Source organism: Micromonospora sp. S-DT3-3-22, assembly GCF_015354745.1.
Taxonomy (GTDB): domain Bacteria; phylum Actinomycetota; class Actinomycetes; order Mycobacteriales; family Micromonosporaceae; genus Micromonospora; species Micromonospora wenchangensis.
The window spans coordinates 1-15,885 of the sequence record NZ_JACGMO010000102.1 but is presented as its reverse complement, the minus strand read 5'-3'; the positions used below and the strand labels follow the sequence as shown (position 1 = coordinate 15,885).

11 protein-coding genes are annotated in these 15,885 nt (G+C 73.5%); 5 read left to right on the top strand and 6 right to left on the bottom strand.

What is annotated here, in order from left to right; all coding sequences use genetic code 11:
* The first annotated feature begins 772 nt into the window (after nt 1–772).
* Nucleotides 773–2,590 (top strand): hypothetical protein, encoded by a 1,818-nt coding sequence (locus H1A17_RS25060; protein WP_309236852.1) that lies wholly within the window; start codon nt 773–775, stop codon nt 2,588–2,590.
* A gap of 112 nt (nt 2,591–2,702) precedes the next feature.
* Here H1A17_RS25060 and H1A17_RS25055 read toward each other — a convergent pair whose 3' ends face one another.
* From H1A17_RS25055 to H1A17_RS25040, 4 genes are read right to left on the bottom strand one after another with little or no spacing between them, the layout of a single operon-like run.
* Nucleotides 2,703–3,959: an ABC transporter permease gene (locus H1A17_RS25055; protein ID WP_194823036.1), complete on the bottom strand. Its 1,257-nt coding sequence runs from the start codon at nt 3,957–3,959 to the stop codon at nt 2,703–2,705.
* The gene (locus H1A17_RS25050) at nt 3,956–4,642 is read right to left on the bottom strand and encodes an ABC transporter ATP-binding protein (RefSeq protein WP_205789565.1); all 687 of its coding nucleotides are present in this window, start codon (nt 4,640–4,642) and stop codon (nt 3,956–3,958) included. The genes H1A17_RS25055 and H1A17_RS25050 overlap by 4 nt, the downstream gene beginning before the upstream one ends.
* A gap of 22 nt (nt 4,643–4,664) precedes the next feature.
* Nucleotides 4,665–5,834 carry a peptidoglycan-binding protein gene (locus H1A17_RS25045; RefSeq protein WP_145922012.1) on the bottom strand — a complete coding sequence of 390 codons (1,170 nt, stop codon included), beginning with the start codon at nt 5,832–5,834 and terminating at the stop codon, nt 4,665–4,667.
* Nucleotides 5,831–6,379: a hypothetical protein gene (locus H1A17_RS25040; protein ID WP_168222571.1), complete on the bottom strand. Its 549-nt coding sequence runs from the start codon at nt 6,377–6,379 to the stop codon at nt 5,831–5,833. The genes H1A17_RS25045 and H1A17_RS25040 overlap by 4 nt, the downstream gene beginning before the upstream one ends.
* Before the next feature lie 125 nt (nt 6,380–6,504).
* On the opposite strand from H1A17_RS25040, the gene H1A17_RS25035 reads away from it, so the two are divergent.
* Nucleotides 6,505–7,161 carry a response regulator transcription factor gene (locus tag H1A17_RS25035; RefSeq protein ID WP_194823035.1) on the top strand — a complete coding sequence of 219 codons (657 nt, stop codon included), beginning with the start codon at nt 6,505–6,507 and terminating at the stop codon, nt 7,159–7,161.
* Nucleotides 7,158–8,330, top strand: coding sequence for a HAMP domain-containing sensor histidine kinase (locus tag H1A17_RS25030; RefSeq protein WP_145922014.1), 1,173 nt, complete (start codon nt 7,158–7,160; stop codon nt 8,328–8,330). The genes H1A17_RS25035 and H1A17_RS25030 overlap by 4 nt, the downstream gene beginning before the upstream one ends.
* Before the next feature lie 270 nt (nt 8,331–8,600).
* Here H1A17_RS25030 and H1A17_RS25025 read toward each other — a convergent pair whose 3' ends face one another.
* Both H1A17_RS25025 and H1A17_RS25020 read right to left on the bottom strand, forming a co-directional pair.
* Complete coding sequence (locus H1A17_RS25025; protein WP_145922015.1) at nt 8,601–9,485, bottom strand: ABC transporter permease; 885 nt, start codon at nt 9,483–9,485, stop codon at nt 8,601–8,603.
* Complete coding sequence (locus H1A17_RS25020; RefSeq protein WP_194823034.1) at nt 9,485–12,355, bottom strand: alpha/beta fold hydrolase; 2,871 nt, start codon at nt 12,353–12,355, stop codon at nt 9,485–9,487. Before H1A17_RS25020 ends, H1A17_RS25025 begins: the two co-directional genes overlap by 1 nt.
* Nucleotides 12,356–12,724: 369 nt before the next feature.
* Here H1A17_RS25020 and H1A17_RS25015 point away from each other — a divergent pair, with 369 nt between their 5' ends.
* Nucleotides 12,725–13,912 (top strand): hypothetical protein, encoded by a 1,188-nt coding sequence (locus H1A17_RS25015; protein WP_145922017.1) that lies wholly within the window; start codon nt 12,725–12,727, stop codon nt 13,910–13,912.
* Nucleotides 13,899–15,885 (top strand): nitrate- and nitrite sensing domain-containing protein (locus tag H1A17_RS25010; protein ID WP_194823033.1); only part of this gene is annotated, 1,987 nt, incomplete at its 3' end. The genes H1A17_RS25015 and H1A17_RS25010, both read left to right, overlap by 14 nt.

Sequence of the window (15,885 nt, the reverse complement as noted above, 5' to 3'; positions counted from 1 at the left end):
GGGCCGGCCGGCACGGCAACGGAACGTAATGATTGTTAACTATGAATGAACTGTCATCAAATTCATACGCCATGTTTATGGTAAATGAATATGCGCACAATTCGCGTGGCCTCCGGCGGTTGCGTCGCCGCACCGCAGTCCGGCCCGACCGCCACACCCCCGGCGACGCGGACGGCGCAACTCCCCGACCCCCGCACCGAGCGGCACCGCCACACCACTGCCGCCCGACGTGCACGTCCGCTGAGCGCGCCGGCAGGCGTGGAGCCCCGCCACCCGCCCCGGCGGCAGCCGACGCCCACGACCGTCCGCCCCGGTCCGCGCGCCGGCTTCGGACGACAGCAACCGGTTGGCGCGGTATTTCCGGGAAACCCCGAAAGCCGGACCCATCAGCAATTTTCGCGGCACCCGCGCCGCGCGCCCGGCGTCCCGTCCGGGCAGCCGCCCACCGCCCCGGTCCACCCACCGGGCAGTTCAAGAATCCTTAACAACCTGCATCGCGGTAATGACCGCCGTAATACGTTAATCTCGTCACCACGTTACGCCCGGAACTGCTGAACCACCCCCGGACTCATCAGCAACCGCACCGCACCCCGACCGGCCCGTGATTCTCGTGCCGGCAATTTTCCATTCCCACCGGACGATGCAACACGGTCGGCCGGCGCGGCAATTCCGTGCGTCACGTCGATTATCCATCCCCCCTGGTCGAGAGCGGTCCAGCCGCTCCCCGTCCCCGCTGACGCCACCTCGACCGGTATTCACGGAAAGGACCACCGTGCGACGTCGACCACCCCTGCCGTCACGACTGCTACCCGCATTCGGCATCCTGATTCTGCTACCCCTTCTCGCCACCCCGGCCAGCGCCGACACCCGGCCCGAATCGGTACGGCTGCTCGCCAAGGCCGCCGCCGACGAGTGTTTCGCCGGGGTCGGCGTCGACTATCCCCCCGGACCGCCCTGCGCCGAGGGACGACCCAAGGTCAACCAGTCGTACGTCTGGGGGCTCGCCCAGGCCGGCCGGCGGCTCTGGTTCGGCACCGGGGCCAACGTGCTCTGCCTCAAGCCCGAGGGCTACCAGGTCCGCGAGCCGATCCTCAACGACGACTACGTCTGCGAGTTCGGCCAGAGCCAGCCGGCCCGGGGCAACCCCAGCCTGCCGGCCACCCTCGGTGACCACCGCACCCCCGAGGTCTTCACCTACGACCTGGCCACCGAACGGCTCACCGAACGCACCGCCGACATCACGTCCGCCTCCCCGACCGACGCGAACCTGCTCAGGACGACCGCCGGGCTGCGCAGCGCCGCCGCCCACCAGGGAGTCGTGCTGCTCGGCGGGCCGAGCGTGGTCGGCGGGGTGAACGTGTTCGCCTTCGACACCGTCACCGGCCGGTACCTCGGCTCGACCAACCTCTCCGCGTACGAGAACATCCGGCACTGGGTGGTGGCCGGCGGCGTGCTCTACGCCGGGGTCGGACTGGGCGCCAACGGCGGCGAGGCGGGCAAGGTGCTGCGCTGGACCGGCGACCGCACCACCCCGTTCGCGTTCACCGAGGTCGCCGACCTGCCCACCCAGGTCGCCGACCTCACCGAACACCAGGGCCGGCTCTACGTCTCCACCTGGCCCAAGGCGATCGTCGACGGCTCGGCGGCCGGGCGCGCCGCAGCCGGCGGCCTCCCGGCGGCGTACCCGGCCGGCCCGTCGTACGCCGACGTCGGCGAGCAGGCACCCCGCGCCGGCGGCGTCCCGGCGGCGCGCGCCGACGCCGGTGACGGCACCGACCCGGCCGACCTGGCCGGGATCTGGATGAGCCCGCCGCTGGCGGCCGGCGCGCCCGGACTGAACCCGGAGGACGCCGGCAGTTGGGCGCAGATCTGGTCGGCCGCCGACTACGAGCCGGACCCGGTGGTCCGCCGGGCGTACGCCCTCGGTGGGCTCGCCTCCTTCGGCGGCCGGCTCTACTGGGGCACCATGCACGTGCCGTTGCAGGCGACCGCCCTGCACGTGTCGGTGTACCCGCCGCGCAGCCCGGCACAGCTCCAGGCCACCGTGCAGAACACCCAGCGGGCGTTCGCCGTCTTCCGAGGCCAGGACCTCGGCGGTACGCGCGAACGGGTCGAGACCCTCTACGGCGAGTCGACGTTGCCGGCGTACGACCCGGCCGCGAACAACGGCGGCGGGGCGTGGGCCCCGGCACCCACCGGGTCGACCCCGGTCTACGGCGGTTCCGGCTTCGGCGACCCGTTCAACCTGTACGCCTGGAAGATGGCGGTGGCCGGCGGCCGGCTCTACGTCGGCACCATGGACTTCGCCTACATCTCGCTGGACGGTGAGCTGCCCACGCCCCCGGCCGGCACGGCGACCAGCCCGCCGACCTTCGGGGCGGACCTGTGGTCGTTCGACGCGCCCGGCCGGCCGGCCCGCGCGGTCGACACCGGCGGCTTCGGCAACCCGCTCAACCAGGGCGTCCGCACCATGGTGGTGGACGGTTCCACGCTCTACCTCGGGATGGCGAACCCGATGAACCTGCGTACCGACCCGACGCCCGGCGTGCCGAAGGGCGGCTGGGAGCTGATCCGGGTGAGCCGACGCTGACCCGGGCCGGCTGATCGTGGCCCGGCGGACGGTACGGTCCCCACCGTCCGCCGGGCCACCCGACGCGGCCCGACCCGCCCGTCCGGGGCGTCCGGCGGGCGGGTCGGGGCGGTCACGGGGTGGCGAGGGCCTCGGTGGGGGCGAGCCGGCTGGCCCGGATCGCCGGGTAGAGCCCGGCCAGCGCGCCGATGCCGATGGTCGCCCCGATGCCGCCGGCCACCACCCAGAGCGGCACCACCGTCGGCCAGCTCTGTGAGCTGGCGTAGCCGGCGGTGACCAGGCCGCCGAGCAGCACCCCACCCAGCCCGCCCAGGGCGGACAGCAGCAGCGACTCGGCGAGGAACTGGGTGCGGATCTGCCCCCGGGTGGCGCCCAACGACCGCCGCAGCCCGATCTCGGCCCGCCGCTCGATCACCGAGATGACCATGGTGTTGGCCACCCCGACCCCGCCGACCAGCAACGCCACCGCGCCCAGGCCGAGCAGCAGGCCGGTGAACGCCTCGTCGGTGGCCTGCCGGGCGGCGAGCGCGTCCGACGGCCGGGACACCTGGATCTCGTTGGACTGTTCCGGGTTGGCCGTCGCCGCCAGCACCGCCCGGACGGCCTCGACGTGCTGCTCGGCCGAGCGGGTGTAGATCCGGGTCGGGTGCCCGTCCAGGCCCAGGTAGGTGGTCGCCGCCGACCAGCCGACCAGCGCCGACGAGTCGAGTTCCGGCGCGAGCGGGACCGGTTGCAGGATGCCGATCACGGTGAACCACCGCCCGTCCAGGTAGACCTGGATGTCCGGCCCGGCCGCGCCGAGCCCGAGCCGCTCGGCGGCCACCGACCCGAGGACCGTGGCCGGATACCGCGCGGTGGCCTCGTTGAGCCACGTCCCGCTGGCCAGCGCACCGCCGACGGTGTCGAGCAGGTCCAGCTCCACCGCCTGGGTGCCGAGGCCACCGGTCTGCGCCGCCGGAATCCGGTCCGACCGGTAGACCGGCATGTCGGCGAGCTGGGCGGTGGCCGACACCTGGCGTACCGGGCCGATCCGGCTGATCATGCCGACCGCCTCGACCGGCAGTTGGGCGTCCGCGCCGAACAGGGTGCTGCCCGGCGCGACGGTGAGCAGGTTGGTGCCGAGGGCGGCCAGCGTCCGGTCCAGGTCGGCCCGGGACGACGAGGAGATGCCGACCACGCTGATCATCGCCGCGATGCCGATGGCGATGCCCAGGGCGGACAGGAACGCCCGCAACGGCCGGGTCCGCAGCCCCACTCCGCCGACCCGCAGCACGTCCCGTGGGCTCAGCCGGGCCGGCCGCAGCCGCTCCGGCCGCTCGGCACCGGTCCGCGGCGTCCCGGTGGTCGACCGTACCGGTGTCGTGGTCATCGTGGTACCCCCTCGGTCGGCGCGGCGGAGTCCGCCACGATCAGCCCGTCGCGCATCTGCACCTGCCGGGGCAGGCTCGCCGCGATCTCGCGGTCGTGGGTGATCACCACGATGGTGGTGCCGGCCGCGTGCAGCTCGTGCAGCAGCTCCATCACCCCGGCGCCGGAGCTGGAGTCGAGGTTGCCGGTCGGCTCGTCGGCCAGCAGCAGCGGCGGTTCGCCGACCACCGCCCGGGCGATCGCCGCCCGCTGCCGCTCGCCGCCGGAGAGCTGGTGCGGCCGGTGGTCCAGCCGGTGCCCCAGGCCGACCCGTCGCAGCGCCGCCTCCGCCCGCCGCCGCCGCTCCCGCCGGGGCACCCCGGCATAGAGCAGGCCGTCCGCCACGTTCTCCACCAGGGGTACGCCGGCAGCCAGGTGGAACTGCTGGAACACGAAGCCGATCCGGCTGGCCCGCAACGCGGACAGCTCCCGGTCGGACAACCGGGCGGCGTCGTACCCGTCGATGTGGACCGCGCCCGACGTGGGCCGGTCCAGCGTGCCGATCACGTTGAGCATGGTGGACTTCCCCGATCCGGACGGGCCGACGATGGCCACCAGGGCACCCCGGTCGACGGTCATCGAGACCCCGCCGAGGGCGGCGACCGTGTCGCCGTAGCGTTTCGTCACGTCGCGCAGCTCGACCACGGGGTGGGCGACCCCTGCCGGTTCAGTCACCGGGCATCCCCACGGTCAGCCCCTCGGTGACCGCCCCGCCGGAGACCTCCACCCGGCCGTCGGCGAACAGGCCGGTACGCACCGCCACGATCCGGGTGCCGCCCTCCTCGACCACCTCCAGCCCGTAGCCGCCCTCGGCGAGGGTGAGCAGCGCCGCCACCGGGACGGTGAGCACGTCGGCGCGTTCCGAGGCGACGAGGCCGACGTCGACCGCCGCCTTGTCGTAGCCGGCCAGGGCCTTGGCGTCGTTCCCGGTGATGGTCACCTCGATCTTGGTGTCGGTCTCCGCGTCCTTGCCGGTGGTCGCCGCCGAGGTCTGCACCACCGTCTCGACCGTGTCGACCCGGCCGGTGCTGCGGGTGCCGTCGGGCAGCGTGATGGTCACCTCCGCGCCCTTGCGGGCCAGCCGCTGGTCCTCGACGTCGAGGGTGCAGGTGACCAGCCGGGCCGTGCCGGTGGTCGAGAGGACCACCTTGCCCGCGCCGACGGTGTCGCCCACCTCCACGCCGTGGCTCTCCACCCGGACCTCGCCGGGGGCGTAGACGATCCGGGCCGGCTCGACCTGGCCGGTCTCGGGCAGGCCAAGGTCCTCCTGCCAGTCCCGGACCGCGTCGGCGGTCGCCGAGGTGAAGTCCTCGTCGACGGTGAAGCCGGTGTGCCCGAGCGCGGCGAGGTTCTGCTCGAACTGCTTGACGTCGGTGCCGCTGACTCCGGAGCGCAGCATCCGGTACGCCGGCAGGCCGCCGTAGAGCAGCACCACCGGTTCGTCGTCGATCCGGTAGAGCGCCTTGCCCCGCTTGACCGTCGCGCCGCCCTCGGCGAGCCAGGTGACCGTCCCGCCCAGTCGGCTGTCCCGGGCGCGCGGGGTGCCGTACCCCAGTTCGCCGTTCTTGGTCTCCCGGTCGACCAGGTTCTGCCGGGTGACGGTGGTGGTCGCCGGTGGCCGGCGGTCGAGCGAGGCCGACCGGTCGGCGTGGCCGCCGCTGGCGAAGGTGACCGCCGTGCCCGCCACCGCCACCACGAGCAGCCCCGCCGCGCCGAGCAGGAACCCCGGTCGCGGGCGTCGCCGCCGGGCCGGTGACGGCTGCGCCCCGACGGCGGACGATCCGACGGCGGCCGGTGCGTCGGTGGGCGGCTCGGTGGGCCGGGGTGTGCCGGTCATGACGTCCCCCGGCGTTCACCCAGGTTGGGCACGGTCTCCCGGCACTTGTCGAACGCGGTCCGCACCGCCGGGTCCTTGAGGTCGATGTTGGCCCGGCCGGGCTGGATGCGCCCGTCGGCGGACGGGTCGGGGAAGTTCGGCACGCCGTTCTCCCGCATACACCGGGCCAGCTTGCGCACCTGCTCGACCTGGCCGGCGTCGAGCTGCCGGGGCTGCCCGCCGTTGGGGGCGTACTCGCGGCACTGCTGGAGCGCCGCCTGCACCTTCGCCGGGTCGACGTCGCCGCCGAAGTCGAACCGTGGCCCGTTCTGCCCCGGCTGCGGGTCCGGCACGTCGAGCCCCTGCTCGCGCAGGCACGCGGTGAACTTGAGCTGGCGTTCCTCGTCGCTCATCCCGGCGGCGGCGGACAGCGAGGGCGTCGTGTCGCCCCCACCACCGGCGCTGGCCACCCCGGGATCGTCGTCGCCACCGGACTGGCAGCCGCTCACGGCCAGGGCCGCCACCACGGGCAGGGCCAGGAGCAGGCGTAGCGGATGTCGTCGCATCGTTGGTCTCCCTTCCGGCCGGCAGAGAGCCGGCATTAGGGATAACTCAACTCCTGAGGCGGTATCCAGGGCGTAAGCGGCAACGTTAACGCGGTGGTTATCCCCGCATGGGTGAGGATGGAACGGTGCGCGTACTGGTGTGCGAGGACGAGAAACTGCTCGCGGACGCGATCGCCGAATGGCTGCGCCGGGAGGCGTTCGCGGTCGACGTGGCGTACGACGGCGACGCGGCCCTGGAACGCATCGGCGTCAACGGGTACGACGTGGTCGTGCTCGACCGGGACCTGCCCGTCGTGCACGGCGACGACGTGTGCCGGGCACTGGTCCGCGCCGAGCGGGACACCCGGGTGCTGATGCTGACCGCTGCCGCCGCCGTCCGGGAACGGGTCGCCGGCCTGGCCATCGGGGCCGACGACTACCTCACCAAGCCGTTCGCGTTCGTCGAGTTGAGCGCCCGGGTGCACGCGCTGACCCGGCGCACCCGGCCGGCCGCCCCGCCGAAGCTGACCCGGGCCGGGATCGTCCTGGACCCGTCCCGGCTGGAGGTCACCCGGGACGGGCACTTCGTACCGTTGTCCCGTAAGGAGTTCGGCGTGCTGGCCGAGCTGCTGCGCGCCGACGGCGCGGTGGTCTCCGCCGAGGAGCTGCTGGAACGGGCCTGGGACGAGCACATCGACCCGATGACCAACGTGCTGCGGGTCACCGTGATGAAGTTGCGCCGCAAGCTCGGCGACCCGCCGGTCATCGAGACGGTGCCCGGGGTGGGATACCAGATCCGATGAGGAAACCGACCATCCGGGCCAGGCTGACCCTCATCTACGGCGGCCTGTTCCTGCTCGCCGGCACGGTGCTGCTCGCCGTGACGTACGTGCTGGTCGACCAGCGGCTCGCCCACGGTCTCGGGTTCAACCTGCGCGGCACCGGCGGCAAGGAGTCGATCTCGCTGCCGCAGGGCACGCAGATCAACGCCAACCAGGCCGAACACCTGCGCGACATCGTCCGGCAGGTGCAGGACGACGCCCGCCGCGACGCCCTCGACTCGCTGCTCACCCAGGGCGGGGTGGCCCTGGCCGTGGTGACCATCGCCGCGGTCGCGTTCGGCTGGCTGGTCGCCGGCCGGGCGTTGCAGCCGTTGCAGCAGATCACCGGCACCGCCCGCCGGATCGCCGGTGCCGACGGCGCCGGCCGGGGGCTGCACGAGCGGATCGCCCTGGTCGGGCCGACCGACGAGGTGAAGGAGCTGGCCGACACGTTCGACCTGATGCTCGAACGCCTCGACCGGTCCTTCGACGGGCAGCGGCGCTTCGTCGCCAACGCCTCGCACGAACTGCGTACCCCGCTGGCGATCAACCGGTCCCTGGTGGAGCTGGCGATCACCAGGCCGGACGCCCCGCCCGAACTGCGGCAGCTCGGGGAGACCCTGCTGGCCGTCAACGAACGCCACGAACGGCTGATCGACGGGTTGCTCACCCTCGCCGACTCGGAGAACGCCCTGGCCGAACACGCCGAGGTGGACCTCGCCGAGATCGCCGGGCACGTCGCCGAGCAGACCGCCCGGTCCACCACGCTCGCCGTCACCCGCGACCTGGCCCCGGCGCGTACGGCCGGCGACCCGGTCCTGCTGGAACGGCTCACCCAGAACCTGGTGGAGAACGCCGTCCGGCACAACGTCGACACCGACGGCTGGCTCTCGGTCGCCACGGCGGTGGTCGACGGTCGGGCCACCCTGACCGTCAGCAACAGCGGGCCGGTGGTGCCCGGCTACGAGGTCGAGACGATGTTCCTGCCGTTCCGCCGGCTCAACCGGGAGCGGGTCGCCGGTCAGCGGGGCTTCGGCCTGGGGCTTTCCATCGTCCGGGCGGTGGCGCGGGCACACGGCGGGACGGTGCGGGCCGTCCCCCGCCCCGACGGCGGCCTGGTGGTAACCGTCTCCCTCCCCAGCCCCTCCTGACCCGGCTCCGCGCCCGACCACTGGCGAGGGCCCAGCGGGGCCTTTCACCAGCGGCAGTTCGTGGCTCGACACGAACGCCGCATCTGCACCCGTCGCAGCCGTCTCCGATAGTGTCCGACCCGACACAGAGCGAGGCGGTCTCACGTCGTCACCTCTGGAGGGACGGGTCCCACAGCCTCACGATCAACTCGATGGGGCCGATGATGCGGTGTCCGGTGATCGGCGATACCGCAACATCGGCCCCATTGCGAAGCACTTCGCCGCGTCGGCCTAGCTGGTGACGTCCTTGCGGGTGAAACGCCAGAAGGCCAGGCCCCAGAACAGGGTGGCGTAGCTGACCGCCGAGATCGCGCCCCGGACCACGTCGTCGGTCTGCATCGGGGTGGACAGCAGGCCCAGCCAGGCGCTGCTGTAGTGGGTCGGCAGGAAGTCACGCAGCACCCCCAGCGCGGTGATCTGGTCCAGGATGCTGGACAGGATCCACAGCAGCACCGCGCCACCGACCGCACCCAGCGCGGCATCCGTGACCACCGACAGCAGGAACGCCAGCCCGGCCACCACCAGCAGCACCACCGCCAGGTAGCCGAGCACCGCCAGCAGCCGGACCAGCCCCTCGGTCGGGGTCAGCTCGGCGGCGACCTGGCTGGTCAACGGCGACCAGCCGTAGCGCAGGGTGCCGGCGAGCAGGGCCGTGCCGGCCAGCAACAGCAGGGCCAGCCCCGAGTACGCCAGCGCCACCGACAGCTTCACCGTCAGCAGCCGGGCCCGGGGCACCGGCACCGCCAACAGGTAGCGCAGGCTGCCCCAGCTCGCCTCGCTGGCGACCGTGTCACCACAGAACAGCGCCACCACCACGACCAGCAGGAACGACGCCGACACCAGGATCGAGAAGAGGGTGAAGTTGAGCCCGCCCGAGGTGGCCAGGTCGGCGAGGCTGGCGAACTCGCCCCGGCCCCCGCCGTCGTCGTCCCCGGACTCGAACTGGAACGCCACCAGGATGATCAACGGCAGCAGCACCATGAACCCGAGCGCCAACTGGGTACGTCGCCGCGACGCCTGCCTGCGGAACTCCGCCCCGAACGGCAGGGTCACCCCCGGCCGGTACCCGGCCGCCGCCCCACCCGGCCCGAACGATCCCACCGAAGAACCTGCCATCACCGGTCACCGCTTCCCCGAGAGTTCTCGCCCACCAGGGCGAGGAACGCGTCCTCCAGGCGACGCCGGGGCACCACCCGGTCCACCCCGATCCCGGCCCGGACCAGCTCGGCCACCACCTCGCTGCGGGCGGTGCCGTTGGTGTCCACCACCAGCCCACCGGCGTCGTCGGCGGTCAGCACCTGCACCGCGTCGAGGCGGCTCAGCACCTCCCGCGCGGCGGCCTGGTCGGTCACCTCGAACAGGGTGCTCGGCGACTCGCCGACGATCTCCTCCACCGGGCCGGACGCGACGATCCGGCCCTTGTTCACCACCACCGCGTGCGTGCAGGTCTGCTCCACCTCGGCCAACAGGTGACTGGAGACCAGCACCGCCCGGCCGTCGGTGGCGTACCGCTGGAGCACCCGGCGCATCTCGGCGATCTGCGGCGGGTCCAACCCGTCGGTCGGTTCGTCGAGCACCAGCAGCTCCGGCAGGCCCAGCATGGCCTGCGCGATGGCCAGCCGCTGCCGCATCCCGTGGCTGTAGTTCTTGGTCCGCCGGTGCACCGAGTCACCCAGGCCGGCGATCTCCAACGCCTCGTCGAAGTGCGCGTCGGCCCACGGCCGGCCGGTCGCCCGCCAGTACGCCTTCAGGTTGTCCAGGCCGGACAGGTGCGGCAGGAAACCGGGCCCCTCCACCAGCGCGCCGATCCGCGACAGCACCGGCGAGCCGGGCACCAGCCGGTGCCCGAAGACGTAGATCTCCCCGGCGGTCGGCTGGGTCAGCCCCATCAGCACCCGCAGGGTGGTGGTCTTGCCCGCCCCGTTCGGGCCGAGCAGCCCCATCACCTGGCCGGGGTGCACCTCGAAGTCCACCCGGGACACCGCCACGAACCCGTCCGCGTACTCCTTGCGCAGGTCACGGACGGCGAGCGGGATGCCCGCGTACTCGGGATGGACGGAGTCGTCCTGGCGGCGGTGCCGGCGGCGGACCACGGCGACGACCACGACGAGCCCGACCAGGATCGTTGCCAGCAGGCCGACCAGCACCCAGCGCCACACCGTCGCGGTGGTCGGGATCGGCGTGGCGGTGACCGTCGGCAGGCTCACCGCCCCGTCGACCGCCACCGTGTAGACGGCCGGCGCGGCCGGCGTGGTGTACGCCTGGTCGGCGGTGGCCAGCACCACCCGCAGCCGGTGCCCGGCCTCGACCCGGCGGACGATCGCCGGCAGGGTGACCTGGACCGGCTGCGCGGCGTCGATCGTGGCCGGCAGCCCGGTCAACCGGATCGGGGCGACCAGCCCGTCGGGCAGCGTCGCCGCGCCGGCCGGGTCGACGTCGTAGAGCTTGGCGAACAGGACCGCCTCGCCGGTCGCCGACGCGGCCCGGACGGTGACGGTGGGTGCGCCCACCACGTCCACCGCCTCGGTCAGCGGCGTCGACTCGAACCGGGCGTGCTGGCCGGGCACGTCGCCGGCCACCCCGTCGAGCAGGGAGCCGAGCGACCCGGCGAACGGGATCGCGGAGATCGCCGCCGGGTTGCCGTTGGGCGGGTTGGCGACCGGTTGGGCCGGCCCGGCGACCGGCACCTCCCGCCGGGCGTCCCCGGTCACCCCGGGATAGTCGGCGGTGCGGTAGCCGGTGGCGACCAGTCCCCGGTCGAGGGCGTCGAAGCCGGCGATCCGGGAGAACGTGAAGTCGTCGCCGGGGGCCGCGCCGGTGCCCTTGACGTAGTGGTCGAGCCACTGCACGGTCAGGTACTTCACCCGGTCGGAGTCGCTGGTCGGCCCGGTGCCGCCGTCGTGGCCGCCGGTGAACCAGGCCACCCGCACGGGGGTGCCGGCGGCGGCGATGCCACGCGCGTTGGCGTCCGCCTCGGTGAGCGGGAAGAGGGTGTCCGCCTCGCCCTGCACCAGCAGGGCTGGGGCCTTGATCCGGCCCAGCACGTCGGCCGGGGACGAGCGCCGCAGCAGGTCCACCGCCGCCTGGTCGGCCCGCCCGGTGGTGGCGATCCGCAGGTACGCGGCGCAGACGTCGGCGGCGAACCGGCCGCACGACGGGTCGGCGGCGGCCCCCGGCACACGCGGCGACCGGCTGCCCGGCCCGTTGCCCGGCTGCGGGCTGGGCGCGCCGGCCGACGCGGGTGCCCCCTCCGGCTGGGCGGCGGCGGTGTTGCCGGAGAGCCCGGCCGGCCCGGAACCGGCGCTGCCGCCGCCCCCGAAGAAGATGCCGGCCCACCCCTTCTTGAACACACCCTCGGTGGCCGGCTTACCGGTGCCCTCCGGCAGGAAGGCGCGGGACAGGTCGTTCCAGGTGATCATGGGGACGATCGCGTCGACCCGGGGGTCCTGGGCGGCCAGCAGCAGGGCCAGGCCGCCGCCGTACGAGCCGCCGACCACCCCGACCCGGGGGTCACCGGCGGCGTCGGTACGCACGTCGGGGCGGGCCGCCAGCCAGTCCAGCAGCCGCTGGGCGTCGCGCACCTCGTAGTCGGGGCTGTCCAGGTGGATCTGGCCGCCGCTGCGGCCGAAGCCCCGCGCCGTCCAGGTCAGCACCGCGTAGCCCTGCCCCACCAGGTCCTCGGCGTCGGCGCGGACCGAGTCCTTCGTACCGCCGAAGCCGTGCGCCAGCAGCACGGCCGGGACCTTCCGGCCGGCCGACGCGCCCTCCGGCAGGTAGAAGGTGGTGTCCAGGTCGACGGGCTCGTCGCCGGCCGGCCCGGAACGCACGGTGAGCATGGTCGACTCGGTGCGGAAGTCCGGCCGGTCCGGCCAGACCGCCCAGCCGACGACCGCCGCCAGCAGGACGACGACCACCGACGCGGCGACCGCGCGACGGCCGGTGGGCAGGGCACGGCGGACCCGCGCGGCCGACAACGGCGATTTCATTCGGCTCACGGTACGGCCCGAAACCTGAGCGTTGGCTGAGATCCGCCGTACGTCCGTCCTGACCAGCCGATCGGCGGTCGGACAGGGCAAACCGCACAAGGTCACCCGGCGTTCACGCAGAACGAATTCGGATTACGTGAATTCACGCGTAAGGCGCGATACCGCTATGGAAACGAGCATGTCACCGTGACAACAGTACGCAGCGTGTCCAGAACGTCAGTCTTGCGTCACATCACTCGAAGTGACGCAAAACTGACCCGCGTAGACCTCCGGCCAGGGATCGCCCGTCGATTAGGTTCTCGGTCCGACGCACGGGACCGAAGTGTCACGCCATCCCGAACCCCTGCGCCGCCGCCGGAGGAGACAACCATGACCGTTCCCGCCTCGCGGGTCCGTCGACGGCCCAGGACACCGGGCCGCCTGTTGCCGCTGCTACTCGCCACCGCGCTGCTGCTGCCGGTGGCGTTCCTCGTCGTACAGGGCCACCGGCTCGTGGACGCCGACCGTGAGCTGGCCGAACGGGAACGGCTCGGCGTCGAGTACCTGCGCGCCCTCGGCCCGGTCACCGGCGCCCTGGTCGACGCGCAGACCGCCGCCGTCGCCGGCCGGCCGGTGCCCCGCGACGCCCTGGACCGGGCGGTTGAGGAGGCCGCCGCGGTCGACGCCCGGGTCGGCGGCGAACTGCGCAGCACCGAACGGTGGGCCGGCCTGCGGGCGAAACTGGAGGGCCTGCCCAGCCGGTCGCTCACCGACCCGGAAACCGCCTTCACCGCCTACGGCGAGGTCACCGACCTGCTGCTCGCCCTGCACGGCAAGATCCGCGAAACCTCCGGCCTGATCCGGGACCCCGGCTCCGACTCGTACTTCCTCCAGGACGGCGTCGGCGAGGAGATGCCGGAGGCGACGGTCGCCGCCGGACGCCTCGTCGACCTGGCCGTGCTGGCGCAGCGACGCCCCGCCGCCGACCAGGCCCGCACCGTTGGTGAACTGGCCACCCTCCGGTTCGCCGCCCTGCAACCGGCCGGTGACCTGGTCAACGACCTGCAGACGGTGGTCGACACCTCGGAGAGCGCCGACATCGGCGCCGGGGTGCTCACCCCGTTCGACAACTACCAGCGGGCGGTCGAGGCGCTGGGGGCGCTGTCCCAGCCCCGGGGTCGGACCCAGGATCTGGACCTGACCAAACTCGCCGCCGCCCGGACCCAGGCGCAGACCGCCGCCCGGGAACTCCAGCCGGTCATCCTCGACGAACTCGACCGGCTGCTGCGGCAGCGCATCGACCAGCTCGACCGCGACGCCCTGCTGATCCTCGCCGCCGGTGGGGTGGCCGGGCTGCTGCTGGTGGCGCTCGGCGCGAGCGGTTGGCTGCCGACGCGCCACAGCGAACGCCCGACGGGCCGGGACACCCCGCCGGGTGGTGAGCCGGCCGACGCCACCGCGCCCACACAGTGGGAACCGCCGACGCCGCCCGGTCGCCTGCCCACCGGGCCGGTGCTCCAGCCGGCCGGCCGGGGCACCGAACCCGACCGGTGGAGGCCCTTCGATGCTGCTCGGTAGGCTGCGAATCCGGGGCAAGCTGGCCCTGCTGGTGGTCGTCCCCCTGCTCTGCATGGCCGGGCTCACGGTGCCGGTGGTCTGGGAACGGGCCAGCGAGGCCCAGCGGGCCGGCGACATCGCCGACCGGGTCCGGGTCGCCAGCCGGGTCGGCACGATCCTGCAACACCTCCAGCAGGAACGCCTGCTCGCCGTCGGCCTGCTGCTCGGGCAGGTCCAACGCACCGACCTCGTGCAGAAGATCGCCGAGGTGGACGACCGGGTCACCGATCTGCGCTCCGACCTCGGCGACGACCTGCCCGCCGAGGTCGACACCGCCCTCGACGGGGTACGCCAGCTCGCCGCCCTGCGGACGGCGGCGGTCGCCGGGCAGACCGGCCCCGACCAGCTCATGGCCGGGTACGGGCCGGTGAACACCGCCCTGATCGACTCGCTGCGGCTGCGGCTCAACGCGGACACCCGCACCCCGGCCGGACGACAGGTGCTGGCCCTGGACGGCGTGCTGCGCACCGGCGAGAGCCTCAGCGCCGGTGCCACCCTGATCGTGCTGGTCGCCGCCCGGCCCAACGCCCAGACCGTCTCCGCCTACGTGGCGAACTTCGCCGTCCTCGAAGACGAGAGCGCCCGGCTCCAGGCCCTGGTCACCCCCGAGCAGCTCGACCTGCTCACCCTGGAGGAGGTCGCGGTCGCCAACCGCACCGGGCCGAACTTCATCGACCAGAGCGCGGCTGACCCGGCCACGGCGATCGGCGCGCTGGACGTGGCGACCCTCTTCCCCACCGTCTCCTCGATGATCACCCTGGGCCAGTTCGTCGAGAAGAAACTGGCCGCCGACGTCACCGCCGAGGTGCGCGCCGACCGGCAGGTGGCGCTCGCCGGGGCGTACTGGGTGACCCTGCTGACCGTGAGCATCCTGATCGCGGTCATCCTGCTCACCATGGCCGTCGGCCGGGCGGTCGCCCGACCGCTCACCCGGCTCACCCGCTCCGCCGACCGGGTCGCCCGGGTCGCCGAGTCCGAACTGGTCCGGGTCGCCGACGACGAATCCGAAACCACCCCACCGGTACGCCTCGACCCGGTCGACGTGGGCGCCCGGGACGAGATCGGCGACCTCGCCCGCGCCTTCGAACGGGTGCAGAACACCGCCGCCCGGCTGGTGGAACGGCAGGTGGCGAGCCGACGCAACGTGGCCCAGATGTTCGGCCACGTCGGGCGGCGCACCCAGAACCTGGTCGGCCGGCAGATCGCCCTGATCGACCGGCTGGAGCAGCAGGAGACCGAGCCGGGGCGGCTGGAGCACCTGTACCGGCTCGACCACATCTCCAGCCGGTTGCGCCGAAACGCGGGCAGCCTGGTCGTGCTCTCCGGCGCGACCGGCGACGACGCGCACGTCGCACCGGTCCCGGTCGCCGACGTGGTCCGGTTGGCCCTCGGTGAGATCGAGGACTACACCCGGGTGGACGTGCAGGTCCCCCCGGAGGTGGTCGCCGCACCCGCGATCGTCGGTGACCTGGTGCTGACACTCGCCGAGCTGATGGAGAACGCCACCGTGTTCTCCCCGCCGCACACCCGGGTCGTGGTCACCGCCGAGACGACCGACGACGGCGCCCGGCTGGCCGTCATCGACCAGGGCATCGGGATGAGCGAGCAACGGCTCGCCGAGGAGAACGCCCGGTTCACCCGCCGGGAGCGGCTGGACCTGGCCCCGTCCGAGGTGCTGGGGCTCTTCGTGGTGGGTCGGCTCGCCCGCCGGCACGGCTGGACGGTGGAACTCGCCGCGACCCCGGGCGGCGGGGTGACCGCCAGCCTGGTGCTCCCCGGCTCCGCCCTGGCGCGCCCCGTGGCCGGGCGTACCGGGGAACCCGTCAGCCGGGTCGCGCTGCCGTCGGGAGTCCGGCCCGCGACGACCCCGCCGGCCGGACTCCCGACGCGGGAGCGACCCGGGTCGACCGGCCCGGCCACCGGGTCCGACCCCG

Coding starts and splice junctions, on each gene's coding strand:
- H1A17_RS25055 (WP_194823036.1), bottom strand. CDS start 3,959: ATGACCACGACACCGGTACGGTCGACCACCGGGACGCCGCGGACCGGT.
- H1A17_RS25045 (WP_145922012.1), bottom strand. CDS start 5,834: ATGACCGGCACACCCCGGCCCACCGAGCCGCCCACCGACGCACCGGCC.
- H1A17_RS25040 (WP_168222571.1), bottom strand. CDS start 6,379: ATGCGACGACATCCGCTACGCCTGCTCCTGGCCCTGCCCGTGGTGGCG.
- H1A17_RS25030 (WP_145922014.1), top strand. CDS start 7,158: ATGAGGAAACCGACCATCCGGGCCAGGCTGACCCTCATCTACGGCGGC.
- H1A17_RS25025 (WP_145922015.1), bottom strand. CDS start 9,485: ATGGCAGGTTCTTCGGTGGGATCGTTCGGGCCGGGTGGGGCGGCGGCC.
- H1A17_RS25020 (WP_194823034.1), bottom strand. CDS start 12,355: ATGAAATCGCCGTTGTCGGCCGCGCGGGTCCGCCGTGCCCTGCCCACC.
- H1A17_RS25015 (WP_145922017.1), top strand. CDS start 12,725: ATGACCGTTCCCGCCTCGCGGGTCCGTCGACGGCCCAGGACACCGGGC.